Raw genomic sequence first — 23,661 nt, forward strand, 5'->3', positions numbered from 1 at the left:
CATTATCCATTATCCATTTCTTTTAAGTTCTGAATTTGTCATCAAGTTTTTATTTCCATAATAACTATTCCTTATTTTTAATTTTCACAATAGCTCCATCTTCATTCCCAATAATCAAAACATCAGTCATATCCAAGAAAAGCCCAGTCTCTACAACTCCTGGAATTTCCTTTAGTTCCCTAACAAACTCATAAGGATTATCAATCTCTCCCATATGTAAATCAATTATATAATGCCCTCCATCTGTTACGAAAATTTCTTCATCACTTCCCCTAAGACTCGGATTAAATCCACTCTCCATAAAAAAATTCATAAGATGTGTATATGCATATGGTACGACTTCAACAGGCAAAGGAAATCTCCCTAGCTTTTTAACTTCTTTGCTATTATCAACAACCCAAATAACTTTCTTCGAAGCAAAAGCCACTAACTTCTCATATAGTAATGCGCCGCCCCCACCTTTTATTCCATTAAGATTTCCATCTACTTCATCAGCCCCATCTATAGTCACATCAATATAGTCTACATCATTTAACGGAGTTATTTCTAACCCCAATGTTTCACCTAACTCAGTAGTTTTTTTCGAGGTAGAAACGCACTTTATTTTTAAACCTTCTCCTCTTACTCTTTCAGCTAATCTGGTAATAGTATAATATACTGTTGAACCAGTCCCCAACCCCACCGTCATATCATTTTCAATAAATTCAGCAGCCTTTTGTCCCGCAATTTTCTTGGTATCCACTCTTTCACCCCACTCTTTTATAAATAATCTACGTTAAAAATTGGTTTATTCAAATAACTTAAATGTAATTTTTATTCTACATTTTCCATTTATTAAAGCGCCTTATCATAACAATGAAAAGGCTCTTCTTTATGTCTGAAATATACATCTCCAGAATACCTATATCCAAGCTTTCTATACATTCCATTTGCTTTTTCATTGCAACTGTAACAATCTAATCTAATTACCTTTGCCCCTCTTCTTGATGCTTCATTTTCAAGTTCCTCTATAAACTTCCTTGCATAACCTTTCCCCTGATATTCAGGGTTCATTGCTAATCTATGTATAACTAAAACACCATCAAGCGAAAATGATACATCTTCTGTTATTATAGTTTCAATTTCTTCCTCATCTAAAGTACATTTTACGTAATTCCAATTAACTTTTGCATATTCAGATTCTTGGTTTCCGTCAAGTGCAGCCACTCCAATTATGCTTCCCTCATGATTTTCTCTTAATACATACAAAGATGAATTCCTTATATCTGCTGTGAATCTTTCTTCATTAGGATAATATTCATCCCACTGATAAATTCCTTCTTCATGCATTTTTTGTATAGCCTTCTTAATCACTATCATTATCTCTTTCAAATCTGATAACTCCCCTTTAGTAACATTAACTCCTTTCATATTTACACCCCTCTTCTTGTAACTTTTATATTTTTTATTTTCTCTAAAAATTTTATGCATTATTAAAATAAGTTCATCATTTAATTCTTTTATTTTACTTTATCAAATTAACGCGTTAATGCAATTTTTCCCCCTTAGCACTTGCAGAAATATATTATTCCTGATCTTTTATTAATCTCTCATAAGTAATTCCATGTATCCAATATTAATACTAATTCAGAAAAAATATCTTATTATCTTTCCCATGAATCACCTCTTATTGGAGTTTAATTACTTTATTATACCATTTATATACAGACAAGTGAACGAGATAAAAAATCTGAATTCATTTATAACCTATGCATCTATTAATAATTTGAAATAAAATCAATATAGAACTTTCATTTTGCCAAAAGTCCATTTTATATTTTTTTATTCTTATTTTATTAATTTTTATACTTATTAAACCCTTTTATATAGCCACTTCAAAAATTACCATTGCATAATAAACCAAATTAATATATAATTTAAAAAAATCACAAAAGTCCAATTTCGAAGTATATGCTTTTGTAATTTTTTTATATGTTATTGATATTTAGAATAAAGAACAGGAGGTAAAAAATGAAACATTCAAATAACTTTTTGAAAAAAACTACACTACACAATTACACTTTAAAAAATCAATCTGAGCCAAATTTACATAAGGATATATTTCCTTATTCAGAAATTCCAAAGGTGACCTTTAATCAAGTCCAGTATCCAATGTGCCTACCTGATGATATATGGATTACGGATACAACCTTTAGAGATGGTCAACAATCTATGTCTTCCTTTACTGTGGATCAAATTGTTAGATTATATGACTATCTCCACGAACTTGATAACGGCTCCGGAGTCATTAAACAAACTGAATTCTTCTTATATTCAGAAAAGGATAAGGAAGCAGTACGCAAATGTATGTCAAGAGGCTATGATTATCCTCAAATTACCGCATGGATTCGTGCTGTTAAAGATGATCTAAATCTAGTTAAGGAAATGGGAATTAAAGAAACAGGTCTTTTAATGTCCTGCTCTGACTATCATATATTTAATAAACTAAAACTTACGAGAGCGCAAGCTATAGATATGTATCTTTCTATAGCCAAAGATGCTATTGCCCATGGTATAACACCTAGATGTCATCTTGAAGATATTACAAGAGCCGATTTCTATGGTTTCGTTATTCCATTAGTTAATGAACTTATGAAATTATCTAATGATAGTGGTGTTCAAATAAAAATAAGGGCATGTGACACACTAGGATTAGGCGTTCCTTTTAATGGTGCTGATATCCCTAGAAGCATACCTGCCATTATGCACGAACTTAGATATCATACAAAAATACCTTCATCAGCCCTTGAGTGGCATGGCCATAATGATTTTTATTCAGTGGTTAATAACTCTACTTCTGCATGGCTCTATGGATGTTCTTCAGTAAACTGCACCCTTTTCGGAATCGGAGAGAGAACTGGTAATTGTCCGCTTGAATCAATGCTAATAAACTATATACAACTTACAGGCAAGGGTGAGAATCTTAAACTTGAAATTATATCTGAGATAACATCTTATTTTGAAAAAGAGATGAACTATAATATTCACGCTAGAACTCCATTCATAGGAAGCGAATTCAATGTTACTAAGGCTGGAATCCACGCAGATGGATTGTTAAAAGATGAAGAAATATACAATATTTTTGATACTGATAAGATTCTTAATAGACCAATTATAGTTGCAGTTAATCAATACTCTGGATATGCTGGTATAGCTGCCTGGATTAACACTTACTTCAAACTGAAAGGAGATTCTAGAATCTCAAAAAAAGATCCAATAATTAAACCAATTAAAGCTTGGATAGATGAACAATACTCTAATGGTCGTACTTCTGTAATAAGAAATAATGAACTTAAGAACTTCATAACAGTTCATTATCCTAATTTAATTAAGAGAGGAGCAATAGAAGCAGTTTAATCAACGATATTTAGGAGGAGAATTATATGAAATTAACAGTTGCAGAGAAAATAATCACCCAACATCTAGTTCATGGAACCCTTGAGCGAGGTAGTGATATTTCTCTTAAAATAGATCAAACATTAACACAGGATTCTACAGGAACAATGGCATATCTTCAATTTGAAAGTATGGACATCCCTAAGGTTAAGACAAAAAGATCAGTTGCATATATTGACCATAATATGCTTCAAGCTGGTCCTGAGAATGCTGATGATCATCTTTATATACAGAATATTGCAAAAAAACATGGTATATATTTTTCAAAACCAGGGAATGGAATATGTCATCAAGTTCATCTTGAAAGATTTGGAGTTCCTGGAGAAACTCTTTTAGGTTCAGACAGCCATACTCCTACTGCTGGTGGAATCGGCATGCTAGCCATAGGTGCAGGTGGACTTGATGTAGCTGTAGCAATGGCTGGCGGTGAATATCATATCACCATGCCTCATATTGTAAAGGTTGAACTTCGTGGAAAACTTCCTTTAGGTTCATCTTCAAAAGACATTATTTTAGAGGTATTAAGAAGATGTACAGTTAAAGGGGGCGTAAACAAAATATTTGAATATTGTGGCGATGGACTAAAATACCTTACGGTTCCAGAAAGAGCTACAATCACAAATATGGGAGCTGAACTTGGAGCAACAACCTCAATATTCCCTTCCGATGAGATAACCTTTGAGTTTTTACAAGCACAAGGTAGAGAAGATGATTTTATAGAAATTAAAAGCGATGAAGGGGCTGTGTATGATGAAGAGCTTATAATATACCTTAATGAATTGAATCCTCTTGCCGCATGTCCTCATAGCCCAGATAATATAGTTCCAGTAAATGAACTATTAAAGATAAAAGTTAGTCAGGTCGCAATTGGGAGTTGCACTAATTCATCCTACTTAGATCTTATGAAAGTCGCTGAAATCTTGAAAGATAAAACAGTAAAGGAAGATGTATCACTTGTTATCTCTCCAGGTTCAAGACAGGTTCTTAATATGCTTTCAGAGAATGGAGCATTATCCTCATTAATATCAGCAGGAGCAAGAATACTAGAATGCGCCTGTGGTCCATGTATAGGTATGGGGCAAGCACCTAATACTGATGGTGTATCTCTAAGAACTTTTAATCGAAATTTTAAAGGAAGATGTGGAACAACCTCTGCTGATGTTTATCTGGTAAGTCCTGAAGTAGCAGCAGTATCAGCCTTAACTGGTTATATAACCTCCCCTGAGGAATTCATGAATGATGTTCATGTTACCATACCTAAGAAATTTAAAATTAATGATAATCTTATAGTTCCACCTGCTGAGAATGGTGATGCTATTAGAGTAGTTAGAGGACCTAATATTAAACCTGTGCCAAAGACCTCTATGCTTAGTAACACATTAAAGGGTGCTTCCCTAATAAAGGTTGAAGATAATATTACAACTGATCATATTATGCCATCAAATGCAAAGCTACTTCCTTTTAGATCTAACATCCCATATCTTTCTAACTATTGTTTAACTCCTTGTGATGAGGAATTTCCAAAGAGAGCAATAGAACATGGAGGAGGCTTCATCATCGGCGGATGGAATTATGGACAAGGTTCAAGTCGTGAACATGCAGCACTTGCTCCACTTTATTTAGGAATAAAAGGAGTAATTGCAAAATCATTTGCAAGAATACATGAACAGAATCTAATAAACAACGGTATACTTCCTCTATGTTTTGAGAATGAGGCAGATTATGATGAAATGGATATGATGGATGAGATAATAATTGATAATCTTTTAGATCAGATAGATTCTTCTGTTATTATAGCTAAAAATATTACAAAGAATAAAGATTTTAAACTCTTACTCCATGTGAGCCCAAGGCAGAAAAGCATGCTCCTATCAGGTGGTCTTTTAAATCTTATAAAGAATTCTAAATAAAAAGGAGAAAAAATTATGAAGATAACACTTATACCCGGTGATGGAATAGGACCTGAAGTAACAAACTCTGCTAGAAAAATAATTGATGCAAGTGGTGCCAATATTCAATGGGAAGTTGTTGAAGCAGGTGCTTCAGTACTAGAAGAGCACGATTCTCCTCTTCCAGACAATGTGATAGATAGTATTAAAAAAAATAAAATAGCCCTAAAAGGACCAATTACAACCCCTGTAGGAAAAGGTTTTAGAAGTGTAAATGTTCAATTAAGACAGAAACTGAACTTATATGCTAATGTAAGACCAGTAAAATCTTTTGATGGACTCCCATCACTTCATTCAAATGTAGATTTTATTATTGTAAGAGAAAACACAGAAGGTTTGTATGCAGGGATTGAGCATAATATTGGCGAGATAGCAGCTGAGAGTATTAGAGTCATAACAAAGGAAGCATCTGATAGAATCAGCAAATTCGCCTTTGAACTTGCCAAAAATGAAAATAGAGCCAAAGTTACTGCAACACATAAAGCTAATATCCTTAAATTATCTGATGGGCTATTTCTGAAATGTGCAAAAGAATGCAGCTCTCTCTATAAAGATATTGAATTTGAAGATATTATAGTTGATGCTATGAGCATGAAACTTGTACAATCTCCTCAAAATTATGATGTTGTTGTTGCACCTAATCTATATGGAGATATATTATCTGACATGGGAGCAGGACTTGTTGGTGGTCTTGGTCTTATCCCTGGCGCAAATATAGGTGATGAGGCTGCAGTCTTTGAACCTGTTCACGGATCTGCACCTGATATCGCAGGTAAAAATATAGCTAATCCAACTGCCACAATATTATCAGGTATAATGCTCCTAAAATATATTGGTGAAAAGGATGCCGCAGAAAAAATCGAAACTGCTCTTCTTAAGATTTTTAAAGAAGGAAAATACTTAACACCCGATCTAGGTGGTAATCTATCTACAGAGGAATTTACTAATGAAGTGATAAGAACGCTTAATTAAAACTTAATGTAAAATGGATAATGTATAATGGATAATGATGGATGTTTCTGCTTTTGTGGCAGAAACTACATCTTATTATAGTTATTTAGGACAAGAGGTTTTTACTCATTTTTATGAAATAAAATATTGTAATTCAGGTACAATATTATTTTAAGTTGAAAAGAGTAAACCTCTATTGTCCAATCAGCAATAAAATTAAAATTTCTCGTAGAGAAATATCAATCGTTCTCCACTTTCCATTTTCAATTTTCAATTCGCCTTTATGTTTTATTTACGCATTAGCTATTAATTCTTTTCTACTTTCTTCTAATTTATTAACCTTAATTTCATGTGATTCAATATTTCTTTTAAGTCCGTTTATTACATCGCATACTCTAAGTTGTGCTTCTTGTACTCCTCTTATAGAATCTTTAATTTTTGATTGAACATTCATATCTGAAAATAACCCATCAAAGAAATAATCAGCAAATTTTGAGAAAGAATCAATATTAATCTCCACATGGAATTGCATATTTACATCTGATAATTCTCTTTTAAATCTATCTAATTTAGCTCTAGCCTCTATCATACGTTCCTGTGCTTCATCGATTTTTGAATGTTTTGCTGATGTTGCTATTATTCCTCCTCCAAACATATCCCAAGTTCCGTAATCTTTAGCACTATTAAGAGATTCCTCTACCCATCTAAGTGAAGAACATGCCACTTCACCAGCTTGTACTGCTTCATAACACTCCTTTATATGTGCTTTTATTTGAATTACTTCATCATTAATTTCATCTAATTTAGTTGATATTTTACTTCCTGAACTTACTAACAGTTTTTCTTTCTCTTTTAATAACTCATCTAATTCAACATTCAACCTTCCAAACTTTTTAATCTTAGCATAATACGTTTCCCTCTCACTCTTCAAGTGTTCAACTGTATTCTTTATCTCATCATACTTTATTTTTGCCCTATAATGTTCTTCCTTTTCTTTTTTCAATAACTCTTCTTTGTTTCCCATAATGGAATGGATTATATTAGTAAATGTTAACTTCTCAAGCTTGTCTACATCCTTCTCTTCTTTAATCAGCTCTTTAAAAAGTTTATCCTGAATTTGTTCCTGCTGACTGATTTCGCTATCTACCTTTTCCATTAAACGCTCTAGTCTATTTCTCTCTGCCATCTGCTCCTTAACATATCCTATCTTTTCATTAATCTCATTAATCATACTTAAATCCTCCTAATTTTTATATATAATATTATCCTTTTCTTCTTTTAAGCGTTCTATCTCTGTATATTTATTTTCCCTGTCTTTGAATAGTAACTTTACCATGTCCTCAATCCTTCCTCTAGTTTCAGCAAGGTCATATTTTGATTCTGTAATACTATCTTTGACTTTAAATGTGGCAAACACTCCACCTAAAGCAAACGCTCTGAATTCTGTAAAAGAATCAGAATCTATTAATATTTCGCTGCAAAAATTATGATTATTTACAGCTACTTTAAATCTCTCAATTACTTCATTTGTGCTATCTATATCTTCTTTAGCTCGTTCCATTTTTTTATATTTTTTATATGTCCTATCCATACCTTTACTACTAAAAATCAAATCCCTATTCAATTCTTTATCTGTATCACATAAAGTTTTTTCAGTGTACTCTATATCTTTAATAGCTTCTTGTCCTAACCCTATAGTTTTATGAATTTTAAGAATATCCTCTTCTAGGTTGTCAATTTCTTCATTTATTCTATCAAGCTTATCACAAATAGCTGGATTCATTTTTCTGATTGTCTGTTCCTTTGTTTCTAAAACTTGTATTAATTCTTTATTCATACCTTCAAACTTCTGAAGTTTTTTATTAATAATATCTTTCTGATTCTGAATATAATTTAACTCTTCAAGTATTTTATCAAATTTATTCTTGATTTTATCATATTCCATTTGTTCTTCTCTTAAAATTTCTTTTCTTTTTCCAGTTATAAATTTAATAATACTAGCAATATTAATTTGCTTTAACTTTTTAATATACTCTTCTTTCCTGTTTAGTTTTTCATAAAGCTTTGCCCTTATTTTATTTTTCTCTATTCTCAAGTCATCCAGCTTTCTAAACTCTTTCATTATTTCTGATTCCAGTGCTAATTCTGTCTTCAAATATTCAATACGTTCATCTAATTTTTTAATTTCAAGAATATGGTCCATTTCTCACACCTCATCTCAATTCAAAATAAATACTATTATTCTATGATTATATTGCAAAAATTTATAGTATATTAAAACCAATTATACCATTTATTATTAAAAATTCAATTAACAAAAATAAAAACTCTAAAGAAATCATAAATAAGATTTCTCTAGAGTTTTATAATTTTTTATTTATTACAATACTTTTTACACATACGTCTACGTTTATTACATCCTACTCTACTTGATTTGCACATAGGACAATTATCCTTATCCCCTTCAATGTTCAATTCATATGTGTTACCACATTCCTTACACATATATCTACATGCTTTTCCAGTATAGTGTCCACCTGAAATATTTATTGCCTTACCTTCTGTTAAAGCTCTGGCAACTTTATTTCTTGCACTATCTATTATATTCTGAAATGTTTGACGTGAGACTTCCATCCTCTTAGCACATTCTTCTTGATTTAACTTCTCTATATCTTTTAATCTCATAGCTTCTAGTTCCTCAAGCTTTAAGGTTATCTCTTCAACACTGTTTGAATCTTCACTTTCAGGTACAAAATATGTTTTTGTAGGGAAAAATTCAACTCTTCTAAATTTAGTTGGTCTTGGCATAAAATCACCTCCTGCACCTATTCAATACACCTAAAACTTACACGCTTCGTTTATTATAATTATACTATAGGTTTGTGTATTTTATAAGTGCAGGTTTGCTTTAAACTTATTCTCCGCAATTACCTTCATGTTCATGCTCTCTGCACACACTTCCAGTTGAAACTAAAGTTCCATCTAGAAAACATTTCATCACGTCTCCACAATAACCTCTTGCTCCAACTATAACATTAATGTTATTCTCATTGAATAATTGCTGTGCTCTTTCTCCCATTCCACATGCTATTATAATTGATGCTCCTATATCATTTAGGAATTGTGGAAGAAATCCTGGTCTATGCCCTGGATTCTCTACAAATGATTCACTAATTATTTTTTCACCTTCCACCTCATATACTTTAAACCCTTCACAATGTCCAAAATGTCCACTTACATTGTTTCCATCACTAGCTATTGTTACTCTCATATTACTTAACCTCCTGTTTTATTTTTAATTTAATAATTCTCCACATATCTTCAATTGCCTTACAGGCAATACTCTCTTTAAACTCCGTTATTGGTTTTAATTCATTTATTGCCCTATTTACAGTACTATCAAAAGGTATTAATCCAATAATTTCAATTTCACTCTCCTGACAATACTTTTTGATTTCTTCAGTGTTCTTGGTATTAATATCATACTTATTTATACATACTAACGACCTAATACCAAATCCATCAGTTACGCCATAAACTCTCTTTAAATCTGATATACCTGATTTTGTTGGTTCAGTAACTATCAAAACATAATCACTATTTGTACAAGAAGATATCACAGGACATCCTATCCCCGGTGATCCATCTATAATTATTAATTCATCACTTGAATGCTCTTTTGCCGTTCTCCTCAGAGCTGTTATTAACTTACCTGAACCATCACTTCCTATATCCATTTCAGCTCTTGTTAGTATTCCAATTTTCATTTTTTCAGCTAAAATCTCTGCATTCTTATAATCTTTTAAAAACAAGGCATCATTGGGACATACTAATTTGCATACTCCACACCCTTCGCACTTGTGAATATCTACCACACCATCTTTTATTGCACCAAATTTACATCTTTCAGTACACATACCACATTCATTACATTTTTCTTTGTTCACAAATGCTTTCTTTCCACCAAAGAAGCTTTTCTTCTCCAACTGTGTTCCCTTATAAAATAAACTAAGATTCGGTGCATCAACATCACAATCTACCTTAGTGCATTCCCTACTTAATTCTCCTAGTGCAGTTGCAATTGTAGTTTTTCCTGTTCCACCTTTTCCACTAAGAACAACTAATTCCATGAGAATACCTCCTTACAACTTCTTATGATTTCTTGAAAACACTTCCTATACTCATATATGCTTATCAAATTCTCACCCATTGAATATTTTTCAGCAGCTATTTTAGAATAGGGTAATACCCCTAATACTTTAAAATTCTCCTTATTACAGTATTCATGAATTAACTCAGAACCTTTTTCATATTTATTAACAACTACTCCAAAAGGAATACCTTGTTCTTTTAGAAGAGTAATCATTCTCTTCATGTCACTTAAACTAAACTCAGTGGACTCTCCAACAACAATAGCACAGTCCAGATATTCTAAAGTGTTTACAATATTACAAGAAGTTCCTGGTGCACAATCAATAATATTTACAGTTCCTATAGTTTCTCCTTTATTATTAAGTACTTTATCTAAAAGCTTTTTTATAATTGGAACAGCCATAGGTTCTCCAATATTAAGAATTCCACTATATGCTTCCATACCTGCTTCATCTATAAATCCCTGTTGTATAACACCAATCTTTCTTTTGCCATAACTAATAGCATTCTCTGGACAAATTATCTCGCACGCTCCACATCCATGACATAATTTAGAGAACAACATAATATCCTCTCCCACATTTGCAAGAGCATTGAACATACATACCTCACTACATTTTCCACAATTATTACATTTATCATCATCAATAATTGGATACTCAACATGTACAGGAAACTCATTTTCGATTTGAGGTTTTAGAAAAATAAACCCATTCGGCTCCTCAACATCACAATCTATGTAAGTCCCATTCCATAATTGAGCGAGATTAGTAGCAACAGTTGTTTTTCCTGTTCCTCCTTTGCCGCTAAGAATTCCAATATTCAATCATCATCCCTCCTACGCAGTTCCCATATGAGCTTTTCCTGGAGTATTAATCTCATCTAATTCATTTCTTATATACGCTTTAACCATCTCTTCAACTTTAGAATTCTTGCATCCTTTATAAGCTTTAATCCCAGCTGCATTTATAATCTTAAAAGCATTCGGCCCAAGATTTCCTGTTATTATTGATTCAACCTTCTCATTAATTACTTGTTGAGCCGCTGTAATACCAGCTCCTCCAGAAGCATCTAATCCATTATTGTTTATACTATAACTTTCTCCTGTATCAGTATCATGAATAATAAAATATCCACATCTACCGAATCTCATATCCATTATTTCTTCTCTTGAATTTCCCATAGAGGATATTGCTATTTTCAAATTAATCATCTCCATAACTTTATTGGCATATGCTAATTACATCTTACATCTTATTATAGTTAATGTCAAATGCCAATAACCTTTTTTTTGTTTTTAGGTTATGTTTAAGAATAATGTTGAAGTTGTGTATACATTATAATAGATAATTGGAAGTAATTTTCAAATAAAATAATGCTTGCCCCTTACCTAACGTAATCACTTATACTTGTTTATAACATTAAATTAATATTGGAGGGTACAACAGTATGGATTATTGGAAAAATGATAGGATTGGTTCTGCAGAAAGAGGAGAAAATCCTACAGTAATGGTAAAAATGAAAAGTGGATTTGCTGTTATAGGAGATAATCAATTTCTCCCTGGATATTGCGTTCTTCTTGGATATCCAAAAGCAAGTTCACTCAATGAGTTATCTCTAGCAGAAAGAACTCAATATTTGACTGATATGACATTAATAGGAGATGCTATTATAAAAGCATGTACTCCATTGAGAATTAATTATTCTATCTTAATGAATTTAGATCACTATTTGCATGCCCATATTGAAGCTCGTTATGATTGGGAACCTGACGAGTATAAATGCAGACCATCTTATTTTTATCCAAAGGAACAAAGATATAGTAGTCAATACGATTATTCAGATGAAAAATATGGTGATTTAAGAAGAAATATAACCCAAAATTTATTAGAATTAATGAAAAATGCTGGTTATTAAAACTTACTAATGAACAATTTTCTTAAACATTGCACTAAATAAGAAAATTAATTGTTACATAATAAACTAGCATAATGTAATATTTTACAAACTAAGGGAACCCATTTGAGTTCCCTTTAAAGCAGTATAATATCATTTTTTTACATAACCTATTTGTACCTTCAAATATATTTCAACATAGTATTTAATAATACTATCTACATGCCCATTTTTTACACTGTTCAATTCTTTTGCCATCATCACCTTGCTCCTTATCATAAGCAAATTGTGTCAACAACTCACATGGAAAAACTTCACATTGCCCACAATGTTCTAAAGCCTTATTTTCGCAACATGATTTAACAGGACATTGATCCCCCCAAAATGGCTTGTTTATATTTACGCAACCACTGCATTTCATAGATTCTCTATATTCACACTCACTACATAAAATACCACATCTTGATTCAATCACTTTAATCTCCCCTTATTATTTTATTTTTATTTTATTATAATCTTCCGAAGTTTTTAAGCTTTACCAATACCTCAAGCGTCATCCATCCTGTCCATCTCTTCTTTGAGATTTCCCATTCTTCTTTATATTCTTCCCACTGCCAAGTAGGTTCAATAACACCTTTTTCCTCTAAAAGGTCAATAAGATAATCTAAATTTTTATCTATAAATTTCTGATTGATACCAAATATATTATCCTCAGGTCTTTCCATAAAACTCAGTGGCTGTGGAACATACCCACCCCACTTATCACTATCTGTACATATGCTCTTCTCTACACCTTCTCTGAGTTTATCAATCATTTTTTCTTTATTCTCATCTTCAACTAAATAATATAATCTTATATAACAATATAGTTCATGTACTTCAACTTCTTCCATACTATTTAAGTGTTTTATGGCTACTTGAATCAAATGTTTTACATTTAGAGCACCAACATACTGTGAGTATCTATTTAAATATCCAATAATCTCTGCACTAGGATTTCCATTAAACCCCTTTTCTTCTTTCTCTTCACTATATGTCCACCAAGGTGCTCTAGGATAATCATTCACTTCTTTCTTTGTAAATCTCCAACCTTCAACCTTTTTATCGAAACTATTTTCTAAATATGATATAGCATTTTTTATAATTTCCTTGGATTCCTCATGTGAATCATAATTTTTAAGTATCTTTAAAGCTATTGATGTTGCAATTGGAGTAGACCCAGGATACCAAAAATCAGGTTCCATAGCATTTCCTGCTCCACCATCCTGATTTATATAAGCTTTTAATGCATGAATTATTTGAGAACTGTCCCCGTTTTTAAATATATTATTAAATAATGTTTTCTCTAACTCCCTTGCTTCATTCATTAGAAAATCACTAACTTTACGGAATGCCTCTTTAGATAATTTTTTCATTAATTTTCCCTCCAATAAATCTCTAGTATAGCACCGATTTCATGTTTAATTGATCATTAATATCTTTCAGATAATTTTTCATCTAATCTCCATTTTGGTGGTTCCCCATTATCTCCCCAGTATTCTGTTATCTCTTCTATTAAATTATCTTTAAGTTTGAAAAACGATGTTACATAAGAACTTACAGTCTTTTTATCATTAAATATTCTAGCAACTGAAATAACCGTTTCTCCACATACATATAACTTTTCTAAATCAACATACCATCTATCTGGATATCTTTTATTAAAATCTATATACTTATTTTTACCTCTAAAAACTTCTTTTGTATTTGCTAAGCGTACGCATGCATTATCCGTCATTACTTCACTGAGATTATCAAAGTCTGCATTATGTATATGCTTCCAAAACAACTTTACAATATTGTCCCCCAAATTGACTCCTCCTTTTTTTATCTAACTATCCATTTCAGAATAAAGAATAACTTATAACCCCATTATATAAAAATGAATATGACAACTGCATGTCATATTCATTTCATAATATTAACTATTTTTTTCTAGTTATCATTAGCTACTTCTTTACAAACTGCTCTTTTAAATATCACAAATATTGCATCTGTCGCCCCATGTCCTGATGTTATTGGAAAACAATTTACTAGCTCCCATCCTTGTTTTCCAAATTCAAACAAAACTCCATCTAGGTCTCTTTTATCAAGATCACTGCCTCCTATAAAACCACCAAGATTGAATTTCACACTCTTATACTCCCATTTCTTCATTTCTAACTCCCCCTTTAAAACTCCCTCTACTTCACTGATACAACCTCTTCAATTCCAACTCTCTTCCAGTTGCTTAAGCCTTCACCTTCCAAAAGATCAAATGTGTATATTCCGTACTCAACCATCTCTGTTGTCAATATCTTAGTTTTTTCAGATTTACAGTTATAGTCCTCTAAAAACCTATTCATATGTTTGATTAGTTCACCGTATTTTATCATACTTACTTTTTTCTCTTCTCCACCAAACATCTTTTTCCGTGTTTGAACTAATAAAATATAATCGCAGTTTGGAATAATTTGCGCTCTGCAATCTTTCCACGTTACAGTTCTATATAATATATTTTTGTCTTTTCTTTTCATTAAAAAGATATTTGGTACAACATAGTCATCTCCTAATATATCAGCTATAACATATTTTTCTCTCTGATATTTCCAGATATCATTAGATACTTTCTCCGAAATAGTATATAATTCCTTCTTATTTTTCTTACTTGATTCAATAAATTTCTCACTTAGCATTCTCCATATTTCATAAAGCTCATCAAATGAATAGCTCCTGGATTCCTTTTTAAAATTCCCCATAACTCTAACTTCCTGATATAATTCATCACCACATGATGAATTGGTTTCATTAAATAAAGAATGCTCATCAGGCACTATTGTCATTTTTAGTTCTCTACATGCTCTTTCTACATATGCCACAGCTTCTATTGCATAAAAATGCGGTTTATCACATCGTACTTCAAATACTAGACCTGTAAACTTCCCATTATGGTTACCACTTTTTAATTCATCATAATATTGAAATGAGAATTTAACCTTTGTATCACTATTATAATACTTGTATATATAGTTCTTCTCACCATTATCTACTGTTCTAAAGTTTGGCAATGCATTAAAATATCTCTTTAATTTTTTACCATCAATTCTGTCCATATATTCTGTGAAAAAGAATAATCTCATCACCATATTATCACGTCACCAACTTAATATTTATTTTCCTAATGTAAGATATTAAAATATAATTTCTGCTAATTCTTTTAATGAAGTAACAGTATAATCCGCTTCCCCTTCAAATCTCTTAGTATACCCATGCCTATTTATCCAGCAGGTTTTTATTCCATATTTTCTTGCTCCAAGAATATCTGATGTGGAATCTCCAATGTGTAATATTTCTTCTGGAAGAACATTATAGTGTTCAAGAACATGCTTAAATATATTGGTTCCTTTAGTATTCTTATAAATACCATATTCTTCAGATATAAATGCTTTATCATAAGTCAACTTTGGAAGTATTGGATAAATCATATCCTTATCAGCATCACTCACTATGCATACCATGGCTTTTTTTGCTGCTAGATCAATAAACTCTATACTGTCCTCATACAATTCTGCCTTTCCATGTTCTTCTAGTATTACACTTACTGCCGTCTTTGATACTACATCACTCTTCAGTTCTTTAAGAGCTATTTCATAATATATTTCAAATATATTTCTAATTGTCATAAACTCCTCATTACTACTGCAATGCTTATGAAAATTCTCAAATATATATCCATTTATAGTTCTCCAATACTTATCTTGAAGTTCTTCTGTATATCTCTCTTCAAGAATTCTTTTCCAAATTATTTCCCTTCTAGTGTTAACATCCACCAAGGTCTGAAACATATCTAAACTAATAACTTTAAACATTTTTAGCCCCCTAAAGCATATTCAATAACATAACCAATAACCAATTTATATTTATCTATTATTATTATCGAGTAATGATAGAAATTACTTAATTACCTATTTTTTCAATAAAGCAGACAAGTTAGGGGACGGTTCATCGGCAAAGACAAGCAAAGGGACGGTTCATTAATTTATTATAAAAATTAATGAACCGTCCCTCGCTTGTCTAATTCAATATGATACTTTAACCCTCTATTTTCTAATCCATCACGAATTTCTATAGTTCCATTATGTCTATTGATAATGCTTTTGCATATGGATAATCCTAATCCAGAACCACCATCACTCTTTCTTGTGTTGTCTCCTCTAACAAATGGATCAAAGATTTTTTCTCTATCCTCTTCAAGGATTCCCTTCCCATTATCACTGATTTCCAAAATTATTTTCTCCTGAACATATTTAACCTCAAATAATATTTTTGCACTTTCTTGATTATATTTAACCATATTAACCACTATATTAGACAATGCTCTATATAAAAGCTTTCTATCAAACTTCATAACTATCTCTTCTTCAGGAATATTTATTTCAACTTCAAAATCCTTTGCTTCCATTTCCTCATAGTAATCTGTTATTATTTCTCTAATAAGTTCTCCAAATTCATTCTCTCTCATATCCAACTTATAATTTAAATTGTTCAATTTAGCAAAATCCATCATATCATTAATAAGCTGATCAACAATATTAGATTTCTTTAAAATTGCTTCATAATATTTTTGTTTCTTTTCTTCTTTAACTATCCCCTCTGATAATGCTCTTGAAAATCCATTTATACTTGTCAAAGGTGTCTTTATATCATGGGAAATAGCAGAAATCATCATCATCTTATTTTCTTCTTCTTCAGCCTTTTCTCGTGTACTATTTTCTATACTCTCAGCCATAAAATTGAAGGTATCTTTAATCATAATAAATTCCTTTTCACCTTCAAATTCTAGTCTAGTACCATAATCGCCATCTGTCATCTTCTTAATTCCATTAGTTATGTTATCCAAAGGTTTCTTTATCTTCTTCATGCTCCAGAAGGCAAAAATCATAATATTCAATATAAACAGTACAAGAAAGACAACCGCAGCTTTCATTGTTGTTTCATAAAACATTTTACCTACTTCATATGGCGGATTCTTAAAAGTAATCTTAGGATTAATATTCTTAAAAGGTATCTTTACCAATAAAAATTTTTCTACTTTATCTTCATTAACCCCTCTCATGGTAATAAAATATTTTTGATTAATATTTACCTTAGTACTTAATTGTTCTAGGAGTTTTCTAGGATTATATTTATATTCTTTGTCCTTCTTTTCACCATACACCTGAATAACATTGTACTCACTATCTAATATCTCACACCATCCATCCATAGATAAAAGTTCTTCAATCTTATTGTTATTAATGTCTGAGATATCTATATCTGTTGCCAATATTTTAGGAAACTCCCCTTCACTCATTTTCTTTCCCAGACTCAATTGAGTATATATTGATATGATAATCAAAACCACTACTATGGATATTATAAAAAATATATAATTCTTTATTAAGGTTCTAAATAACCCTTTATTCTTTCTCATTATTTTTCCCCACTGACTTTCTGAATTTTATAACCTAATCCTCTAATAGTTTTTAAATATGTTGGTTTTTTAGGATTATCCTCTATCTTTTCTCTAAGATTACTTATATGAGTCATTATGGTACCTTCATCGCTGTTATAATACTCATTCCATACTTTTTCATAAATTTGCTTTTTAGTAAATACTTGATTTATATTTTCCATAAATAATTTCAATATTTTGAATTCAACAGATGTAAGAGTTATTTCCCTATCTTTAATCCATACCTCACATGTTGTTGTATCCAGAGTAAGATCCCCTACCTGTATCTTTGTCTTCTCATTTTCTTCGCTTACTTCAATTTTAAGATTATATGCTCTTCTCAACTGAGCATTAACCCGTGCTATAATTTCCATAGGGTTGAATGGTTTTGTTATATAGTCATCAGCCCCCAAACTAAGCCCTAAAATTTTATCACTATCTTCCCTCTTTGCAGAAATAAAGATTACCGGGATGTTTTTCTCATTACGTATTCTTTTTATAAGGTTGAATCCATTTATCTCCGGCATCATTATATCTATCAATGCCAAATGAACTTCTTCTTTTCTCAATATATTTAGAGCACTTAAACCATCATACGCTTTTAAAATTTCATACCCTGCATTCTCCAAATATAATTCTAATACTTCAACAATCTCTCGATCATCATCCACAACTAACACCTTATAATCCACGGTAATCCCCCTCTACCTTATATTTTTTTAATCTTCTTTTATTTATAAACTCACCCCTAGTGACTTGCACATAAATGAAAGTATATTCATGATACTATGAATGGTGAAACTTGGAATAATACTTCCATCTGCTTTTTTCTCATTTAACCAAAATTGAAGAGCACCTACTGCTGCAGCCCCAATTATAAGAGTAATTCCTACAATATAATTTTTATATACAAGTATAAATGGCAATCCATGAGGAATACCAAAAATAATACTCTGAACTATATTCCCAGTTATAAATCCAAATTTACTGCTAACTCTTTTACCTATGAACCCCCTAAAAAGTACCTCTTCTAAAAATGCAGTCTGAATAACAGCTCTCAGAAGAATTATTACTATTAATTCTACATTTAGCCCTCTATCCGAGATTCCTTCCATATAGAACATTTCTTTTGTTACCAAACCAATCTTTTCAAATAATATGAGTGGAAGTACCATTATCACTATGCCTGTTATAAATGTAATAATAGATGGTCTTATCCATTTTTCCCCTTTAACTTTAAATACTCCAACCCATCTCCAAAAACCTTCCTTCTTCTTATTGAAAAGCACATACCACACTACTGGTATGATTAAAAATAATATTCCTTGCATTACTACTGATATAATTGTATTTAACATATTGAATTCCCCCTTTTATAATATAATTAAATTATAAAAGAGGAATATCTAGCTTATTTTAAGCAAACCTCAAGATAACCTTAAGATTTAAACTTCTATATTATCAAATTTCTCATGAGTATTAAGTAATTTAGTTACTTTTTCCCTTTCATCAAAAACAAAGAATATTCTTTATTAACACCTCTAATATTTTTCACATCACTATATATGATATTACTCTCAACTCCTTTAAACCCAACTAGCTTCATTTGTTCTGCTAATTCTTTCTGATTAAATCCATTATGCCCATTAAAATCTTTCTCTTCACTATGAAAACTTCCATCTTCCTCATCAATATCCACTATACATAAGTATCCATTTTCATTTAACAATTCAAATAGATTATTTAATATTTTTTCAGTATCAACAATATGATGCAATACCATAGATGTATAAATTACATCAAACTTTTCATCTAATGCATGTCCATCATTCAAATCAACTGTTACTGCTTCCATATTTGTAATTCCAAATTCTCTTATCTTTGAATTAACCACATCGATCATTCCACTTGATGTATCTATCAAAGTTAGTGCTTGAAATTTATCATAAAGATTGAAACTCACTAATCCTGTACCGCATCCAAACTCCATTCCCTTATATGATTGTTTTATTTCAATAGCTTTAATGATTTTGTCAGCTACCGCTTTTGCTCTTTGAGTTCTCTTAGGGGTATCCCAGTTTAAAGCTTCAATGTTGAAGTCCATTCTTCATCCTCTCCTTTATATATTAACTTGACCAATATATAAATATATCGTCACATATCTAACTATTTATAAGTAATGATTGATAATTTTTCTTTATTAATTTAGAATTGATAATTTCATTTCATATTTCCTTACCCTAATAGTAAGATTTATTAAATTAACATAATACTCAATTATATTTTACAACCAAAATGAATATTTTGTATATAATTATAAATTATGCTATAATCCCTGTAATATATAATTTATTTCGGGGAGGGAAATATTTATGTCTACAATGAACGATTTAAGAAATCTTGCACTTCAGCTGGAAGAGATAGGTACTGAATACAGCAGACTTAGCTGGGTTCAATATACTGCTGGCTATGATTTCGGTGTTATTGATGCTTATAAAAAAATAGTTAACTTCTACAAGAATGAAAATAATTATAAAATTGTATTGGATATGAAAGAGAAAGAAGAAACTTTAAGTTTTGAAGATAAAAGAAGAGTTGAACTTATGTTTAACCTGTTTGAACCATATCATCTTTCTCCTGAGTGCACTGAATTATCTGAAAAGATTCAAGCAAAAGTAACTGAACTATCTCAGATATTGAATACGTTTCGTTTTAAGCTTGATGGAAAAGAGATAACTTCAGTTGAAATTAAAAATATTCTATCTCAAGAAGAAGATAGAGAAAAAAGAAAAGCTGCTTTCTTCTGCAGATCTCAAATTGATAAGACGTTAGTAGACGCTGGTTTCTTAGAACTTCTTAAACTAAGAAAAGAATATGCTAAGCTTAGAGGAGAAAAAGATTTCGTAGAATTAAAACTTAAAGAAGATGGATTAGATTCCTCTGTATTCAATGGATGGAAAGAACAACTTCAAGAAATGCTTCCAAGAATTGAAGAGAAAAGAAAAGAATATGCACAAAAATTTAATGATGGTAATAAGATTATGCCTTGGGATGAGATGTATATCAACTCAAAATTAGCACCTCTATTAACTAAAGAAATTGATCTATCAAATTATTATGATAACTTAAGAGACTTTTTCTTGTTATTTGATATCAACATAGATGAATATAACATCACATATGATGTTTTCCCAAGAAAAAATAAATCTGAATGGGGATATAACTTCCCAATCCAGACTGGAAAAGATTCAAGAATACTAGCAAATGTTAAGAATAAGTATTTTAACTATGGTGTATTATTGCATGAAACTGGACATGGAGTTCATTCCTTCTTAATGGATCCTGAGATGGTTATTCTTAACATAGGAGTAAATGGTATTGTTACAGAAGGTATAGCAAACCTATTTGGCAGCTTTAGAAACAAAGAAATCTTCTTTGAAAAATTCTTTAAGGACGAAATTGAAGAAGCTCGTGAGCAATTTAAAAATATACGAGAGTATAATAAATTAACTTCTTTATTCAGTATAACAAGTATACTATTTGATCAAGAACTATACAAAAATGATATTCAAAGTCTTGAAGATATTTATTCTGTATACTGGAAAGTCTATAAAGAGCTTTATAATGAAGAACCATATGATAAAGTATTCCCATGGGGCTTCAGAATACATCACACAACTCACCCAATATATCTTCACAATTACTTCATGGGCGATGTAACATGTGAGATGTTAGCTAAAGTATTTAACGAGAAAAATGGTACAAAAGCTATCGCTGATAACCCAAAAGAATTTAAGAACTTCTTAATGAAAGAGGTTATTGAACCATCAGGATTATATAAATACAATGAGCTATTTGAAAAAATTAGTGGCGAGAAGTTCTCACTTAAATATATCTTATAAAAAATAAACTGCTGAAAATTTTTCAGCAGTTTATTTTTTTATGTACTATTAAGATTTTATTACTCTTTCAAAGTAGTCATTAAAATTTTTACTCCAATAAAGTAATCTTACTCTAATCAAGTTTATCTTTCCAAAGATTAACTATACTACAATAACTTATGTGGCATTTCTATAATTATTTTTTCGACACAATTTTTATATTTCTAAATTGTAATTTTACTAAACATATATGAAATTTAAACTTTTTCAAATTAATTGTTTTTTATAAAACAGTATGTTAGACTTTTTTCGACATATTTTTTATTATTATATTTTTAGAGGAGGTTACAATGTCATCACAAAATACAAATTCTAAAAAATTAACATTAGTTTCATTAGTATTAATGATATTTACTTCTGTATTTGGTTTTGCTAATATGCCACGTTCTTTCTTTTTAATGGGTTATGCAGCAATTCCTTGGTACGTTTTTTCTGCAATAACATTCTTTATTCCATTTGCCTTCATGATGGCGGAATATGGAGCTGCATTTAAAAATGAAAAAGGTGGTATTTACTCTTGGATGTCAAAATCCGTAGGCCCTAAATATGCATTCGTTGCTACATTCATGTGGTATTCATCTTATATTATTTGGATGGTTAACGTTGGATCAGCTATATGGGTTGTATTCTCAACTGCTATACTAGGTACAGATACAACTTCTACTTGGTCACTGTTTGGACTAAGTTCTACACAAACTTTAGGTTTATTAGGTGTTTGTTGGATATTATTTGTTACATTTATTTCAACTAAAGGATTAAACAAAATAACTAAAATCACTTCTATAGGTGGTATTGCTGTATCTTTACTTAATGTATTATTAATTATTGGTGCGGTAATCGTATTCTTTGGAAATGGTGGAGAACTTGCTCAACCAATTTCTTCTGCAGCTGATTTCTTTAAATCACCAAACGCTTCTTTCCAAAGTTCAATAGCAGTACTTTCATTCTTAGTATTCGCTATCTTTGCTTATGGAGGTATAGAGGTTACTGGAGGTCTTGTTGACCAAACTGAAAACCCTGAAAAAACATTCCCAAAAGGTGTTGCTATAGCAGCAATTGTAATCGCGGTTGGTTATGCTATAGGTATCTTCTGTGTTGGTGTATTCACAAACTTTGATGCCTCATTAACTGGTGAAGGTGTACACATGGGTAATGTTGCTTACGTTATTATGAATAACTTAGGTTATCAATTAGGACAAGTATTCGGTATGAGTGAAGCTGCAGCAATCTCTTTAGGTAACTGGATTGCTAGATTTGTTGGTATTTCAATGTTACTTGCATTAACAGGAGCTTTCTTCACATTAACATTCTCACCATTGAGACAGTTAATACAAGGTACTCCAAAAGAATTATGGCCAGGTAAGATCAGTGAAATAAAAGATGGTATTCCAAAGAGTGGTATGTGGATACAAGCTATAATTGTTATTATAATGATTCTTCTTGTATCTTTCGGTGGAGATGCAGCAGCAGCGTTCTTCAAAAAGCTAGTATTAATGACTAATGTTGCTATGACTCTTCCTTACATGTTTATCTCTGGTGCATTCTATGCTTTCAAAAAGAAAGAAGATATACACAAGCCATTTGAGATTTATAAGAGTAAAAAAGTATCACTTATTGCTACAATCATAGTTACTTTAGTAGTAGGTTTTGCTAACTTCTTTACAATTATAGAACCTGCTTCAAATGGAGATATGGCATCCACTATATGGAGTATAGGTGGACCAGTATTCTTCTCTGTGGTTGCAATAGTAATATACAATAGATATGAAAAGAAGTACGGAAAACAAAACATAAATAATTAACAAGCTGCGTAATAAAGAAAAAA

Annotated in this window: 25 protein-coding genes; 6 read left to right on the forward strand and 19 right to left on the reverse strand. The window is 31.0% G+C overall.

From position 1 onward, the window contains the following. Positions 1 to 64: 64 nt before the first annotated feature. The gene (gene rpiA, locus OW730_RS24975; RefSeq protein ID WP_271226768.1) at positions 65 to 742 is read right to left on the reverse strand and encodes a ribose 5-phosphate isomerase A; all 678 of its coding nucleotides are present in this window, start codon (positions 740 to 742) and stop codon (positions 65 to 67) included. A gap of 92 nt (positions 743 to 834) precedes the next feature. Then, positions 835 to 1,410 (reverse strand): GNAT family N-acetyltransferase, encoded by a 576-nt coding sequence (locus tag OW730_RS24980; RefSeq protein ID WP_271226769.1) that lies wholly within the window; start codon positions 1,408 to 1,410, stop codon positions 835 to 837. A gap of 600 nt (positions 1,411 to 2,010) precedes the next feature. On the opposite strand from OW730_RS24980, the gene OW730_RS24985 reads away from it, so the two are divergent. The 3 genes from OW730_RS24985 to OW730_RS24995 are packed head-to-tail and all read left to right on the forward strand — an operon-like array spanning position 2,011 to position 6,356. Continuing rightward, complete coding sequence (locus OW730_RS24985; protein WP_271226770.1) at positions 2,011 to 3,396, forward strand: 2-isopropylmalate synthase; 1,386 nt, start codon at positions 2,011 to 2,013, stop codon at positions 3,394 to 3,396. Between the two features lie 26 nt (positions 3,397 to 3,422). Continuing rightward, positions 3,423 to 5,345, forward strand: a complete 1,923-nt coding sequence (locus OW730_RS24990; RefSeq protein ID WP_271226771.1) for an aconitate hydratase — start codon at positions 3,423 to 3,425, stop codon at positions 5,343 to 5,345. A 15-nt stretch (positions 5,346 to 5,360) separates the two neighbouring features. Next, complete coding sequence (locus OW730_RS24995; protein ID WP_271226772.1) at positions 5,361 to 6,356, forward strand: isocitrate/isopropylmalate dehydrogenase family protein; 996 nt, start codon at positions 5,361 to 5,363, stop codon at positions 6,354 to 6,356. 271 nt (positions 6,357 to 6,627) lie between these two features. Here the strand turns inward: OW730_RS24995 and OW730_RS25000 are convergent, their stop codons facing one another. The 7 genes from OW730_RS25000 to OW730_RS25030 all read right to left on the reverse strand — a co-directional run bounded on the left by OW730_RS25000 (position 6,628) and on the right by OW730_RS25030 (position 11,691). Next, positions 6,628 to 7,566: a hypothetical protein gene (locus OW730_RS25000; protein ID WP_271226773.1), complete on the reverse strand. Its 939-nt coding sequence runs from the start codon at positions 7,564 to 7,566 to the stop codon at positions 6,628 to 6,630. Positions 7,567 to 7,578: 12 nt separating this feature from the next. Beyond that, on the reverse strand, positions 7,579 to 8,538 hold the full coding sequence (locus OW730_RS25005) for a hypothetical protein (RefSeq protein WP_271226774.1): 960 nt from the start codon (positions 8,536 to 8,538) through the stop codon (positions 7,579 to 7,581). A gap of 170 nt (positions 8,539 to 8,708) precedes the next feature. Continuing rightward, positions 8,709 to 9,143, reverse strand: coding sequence for a DUF134 domain-containing protein (locus tag OW730_RS25010; protein ID WP_271226775.1), 435 nt, complete (start codon positions 9,141 to 9,143; stop codon positions 8,709 to 8,711). 106 nt (positions 9,144 to 9,249) lie between these two features. Next, positions 9,250 to 9,606: a NifB/NifX family molybdenum-iron cluster-binding protein gene (locus OW730_RS25015; protein ID WP_271226776.1), complete on the reverse strand. Its 357-nt coding sequence runs from the start codon at positions 9,604 to 9,606 to the stop codon at positions 9,250 to 9,252. Position 9,607: 1 nt separating this feature from the next. Then, positions 9,608 to 10,465, reverse strand: a complete 858-nt coding sequence (locus tag OW730_RS25020) for an ATP-binding protein (protein WP_271226777.1) — start codon at positions 10,463 to 10,465, stop codon at positions 9,608 to 9,610. Further along, entirely contained in the window at positions 10,456 to 11,313 is an 858-nt protein-coding gene (locus tag OW730_RS25025; protein WP_271226778.1) for an ATP-binding protein, read from the reverse strand. Before OW730_RS25025 ends, OW730_RS25020 begins: the two co-directional genes overlap by 10 nt. A 12-nt stretch (positions 11,314 to 11,325) precedes the next feature. Continuing rightward, a complete protein-coding gene (locus OW730_RS25030; RefSeq protein WP_271226779.1) occupies positions 11,326 to 11,691 on the reverse strand; it encodes a NifB/NifX family molybdenum-iron cluster-binding protein in 366 nt (121 codons plus the stop codon). Between the two features lie 245 nt (positions 11,692 to 11,936). Here OW730_RS25030 and OW730_RS25035 point away from each other — a divergent pair, with 245 nt between their 5' ends. Further along, complete coding sequence (locus OW730_RS25035; protein ID WP_271226780.1) at positions 11,937 to 12,404, forward strand: HIT family protein; 468 nt, start codon at positions 11,937 to 11,939, stop codon at positions 12,402 to 12,404. Positions 12,405 to 12,597: 193 nt separating this feature from the next. Here the strand turns inward: OW730_RS25035 and OW730_RS25040 are convergent, their stop codons facing one another. From OW730_RS25040 to OW730_RS25085, 10 genes are all read right to left on the reverse strand, one after another. Further along, positions 12,598 to 12,858 (reverse strand): DUF3795 domain-containing protein, encoded by a 261-nt coding sequence (locus tag OW730_RS25040; protein ID WP_271226781.1) that lies wholly within the window; start codon positions 12,856 to 12,858, stop codon positions 12,598 to 12,600. Between the two features lie 34 nt (positions 12,859 to 12,892). Next, positions 12,893 to 13,798, reverse strand: coding sequence for a hypothetical protein (locus OW730_RS25045; RefSeq protein ID WP_271226782.1), 906 nt, complete (start codon positions 13,796 to 13,798; stop codon positions 12,893 to 12,895). 56 nt (positions 13,799 to 13,854) lie between these two features. Beyond that, positions 13,855 to 14,232, reverse strand: coding sequence for a nuclear transport factor 2 family protein (locus OW730_RS25050; protein ID WP_271226783.1), 378 nt, complete (start codon positions 14,230 to 14,232; stop codon positions 13,855 to 13,857). Positions 14,233 to 14,357: 125 nt separating this feature from the next. Then, positions 14,358 to 14,579 (reverse strand): DUF4177 domain-containing protein, encoded by a 222-nt coding sequence (locus OW730_RS25055; protein WP_271226784.1) that lies wholly within the window; start codon positions 14,577 to 14,579, stop codon positions 14,358 to 14,360. 26 nt (positions 14,580 to 14,605) lie between these two features. Further along, a complete protein-coding gene (locus OW730_RS25060; protein WP_271226785.1) occupies positions 14,606 to 15,514 on the reverse strand; it encodes a hypothetical protein in 909 nt (302 codons plus the stop codon). 78 nt (positions 15,515 to 15,592) lie between these two features. Beyond that, complete coding sequence (locus tag OW730_RS25065) at positions 15,593 to 16,270, reverse strand: HAD family hydrolase (protein ID WP_271226786.1); 678 nt, start codon at positions 16,268 to 16,270, stop codon at positions 15,593 to 15,595. A gap of 182 nt (positions 16,271 to 16,452) precedes the next feature. After that, positions 16,453 to 17,874, reverse strand: a complete 1,422-nt coding sequence (locus OW730_RS25070; protein WP_271226787.1) for a HAMP domain-containing sensor histidine kinase — start codon at positions 17,872 to 17,874, stop codon at positions 16,453 to 16,455. Further along, a complete protein-coding gene (locus OW730_RS25075) occupies positions 17,874 to 18,587 on the reverse strand; it encodes a response regulator transcription factor (protein WP_271226788.1) in 714 nt (237 codons plus the stop codon). The genes OW730_RS25070 and OW730_RS25075 overlap by 1 nt, the downstream gene beginning before the upstream one ends. Positions 18,588 to 18,629: 42 nt before the next feature. Continuing rightward, positions 18,630 to 19,253, reverse strand: a complete 624-nt coding sequence (locus tag OW730_RS25080; RefSeq protein WP_271226789.1) for a CPBP family intramembrane glutamic endopeptidase — start codon at positions 19,251 to 19,253, stop codon at positions 18,630 to 18,632. A gap of 134 nt (positions 19,254 to 19,387) precedes the next feature. Continuing rightward, positions 19,388 to 19,999: a class I SAM-dependent DNA methyltransferase gene (locus OW730_RS25085; RefSeq protein ID WP_271226790.1), complete on the reverse strand. Its 612-nt coding sequence runs from the start codon at positions 19,997 to 19,999 to the stop codon at positions 19,388 to 19,390. 268 nt (positions 20,000 to 20,267) lie between these two features. Between OW730_RS25085 and OW730_RS25090 the strand changes: the two genes are divergently transcribed. Further along, the gene (locus OW730_RS25090) at positions 20,268 to 21,797 is read left to right on the forward strand and encodes a M3 family metallopeptidase (RefSeq protein WP_271226791.1); all 1,530 of its coding nucleotides are present in this window, start codon (positions 20,268 to 20,270) and stop codon (positions 21,795 to 21,797) included. Positions 21,798 to 22,126: 329 nt separating this feature from the next. Further along, a complete protein-coding gene (yjeM, locus tag OW730_RS25095; RefSeq protein WP_271226792.1) occupies positions 22,127 to 23,638 on the forward strand; it encodes a glutamate/gamma-aminobutyrate family transporter YjeM in 1,512 nt (503 codons plus the stop codon). Positions 23,639 to 23,661 lie beyond the last annotated feature (23 nt).

The sequence above is a fragment of the Oceanirhabdus sp. W0125-5 genome (assembly GCF_027938815.1).
GTDB lineage: Bacteria > Bacillota > Clostridia > Clostridiales > Clostridiaceae > Oceanirhabdus.

Bases quoted from the DNA above. Each gene is read 5' to 3' on its own strand.
- OW730_RS25080 (WP_271226789.1), bottom strand. From the start codon at position 19,253: ATGTTAAATACAATTATATCAGTAGTAATGCAAGGAATATTATTTTTA.
- OW730_RS25035 (WP_271226780.1), top strand. From the start codon at position 11,937: ATGGATTATTGGAAAAATGATAGGATTGGTTCTGCAGAAAGAGGAGAA.
- OW730_RS25070 (WP_271226787.1), bottom strand. From the start codon at position 17,874: ATGAGAAAGAATAAAGGGTTATTTAGAACCTTAATAAAGAATTATATA.
- OW730_RS25055 (WP_271226784.1), bottom strand. From the start codon at position 14,579: ATGAAGAAATGGGAGTATAAGAGTGTGAAATTCAATCTTGGTGGTTTT.
- OW730_RS25005 (WP_271226774.1), bottom strand. From the start codon at position 8,538: ATGGACCATATTCTTGAAATTAAAAAATTAGATGAACGTATTGAATAT.
- OW730_RS24995 (WP_271226772.1), top strand. From the start codon at position 5,361: ATGAAGATAACACTTATACCCGGTGATGGAATAGGACCTGAAGTAACA.
- OW730_RS25065 (WP_271226786.1), bottom strand. From the start codon at position 16,270: ATGTTTAAAGTTATTAGTTTAGATATGTTTCAGACCTTGGTGGATGTT.
- OW730_RS24990 (WP_271226771.1), top strand. From the start codon at position 3,423: ATGAAATTAACAGTTGCAGAGAAAATAATCACCCAACATCTAGTTCAT.
- yjeM (WP_271226792.1), top strand. From the start codon at position 22,127: ATGTCATCACAAAATACAAATTCTAAAAAATTAACATTAGTTTCATTA.
- OW730_RS25015 (WP_271226776.1), bottom strand. From the start codon at position 9,606: ATGAGAGTAACAATAGCTAGTGATGGAAACAATGTAAGTGGACATTTT.
- OW730_RS24980 (WP_271226769.1), bottom strand. From the start codon at position 1,410: ATGAAAGGAGTTAATGTTACTAAAGGGGAGTTATCAGATTTGAAAGAG.
- OW730_RS25000 (WP_271226773.1), bottom strand. From the start codon at position 7,566: ATGATTAATGAGATTAATGAAAAGATAGGATATGTTAAGGAGCAGATG.
- OW730_RS25045 (WP_271226782.1), bottom strand. From the start codon at position 13,798: ATGAAAAAATTATCTAAAGAGGCATTCCGTAAAGTTAGTGATTTTCTA.
- OW730_RS25060 (WP_271226785.1), bottom strand. From the start codon at position 15,514: ATGGACAGAATTGATGGTAAAAAATTAAAGAGATATTTTAATGCATTG.
- OW730_RS25085 (WP_271226790.1), bottom strand. From the start codon at position 19,999: ATGGACTTCAACATTGAAGCTTTAAACTGGGATACCCCTAAGAGAACT.
- OW730_RS25010 (WP_271226775.1), bottom strand. From the start codon at position 9,143: ATGCCAAGACCAACTAAATTTAGAAGAGTTGAATTTTTCCCTACAAAA.
- OW730_RS25090 (WP_271226791.1), top strand. From the start codon at position 20,268: ATGTCTACAATGAACGATTTAAGAAATCTTGCACTTCAGCTGGAAGAG.
- OW730_RS25020 (WP_271226777.1), bottom strand. From the start codon at position 10,465: ATGGAATTAGTTGTTCTTAGTGGAAAAGGTGGAACAGGAAAAACTACA.
- OW730_RS24985 (WP_271226770.1), top strand. From the start codon at position 2,011: ATGAAACATTCAAATAACTTTTTGAAAAAAACTACACTACACAATTAC.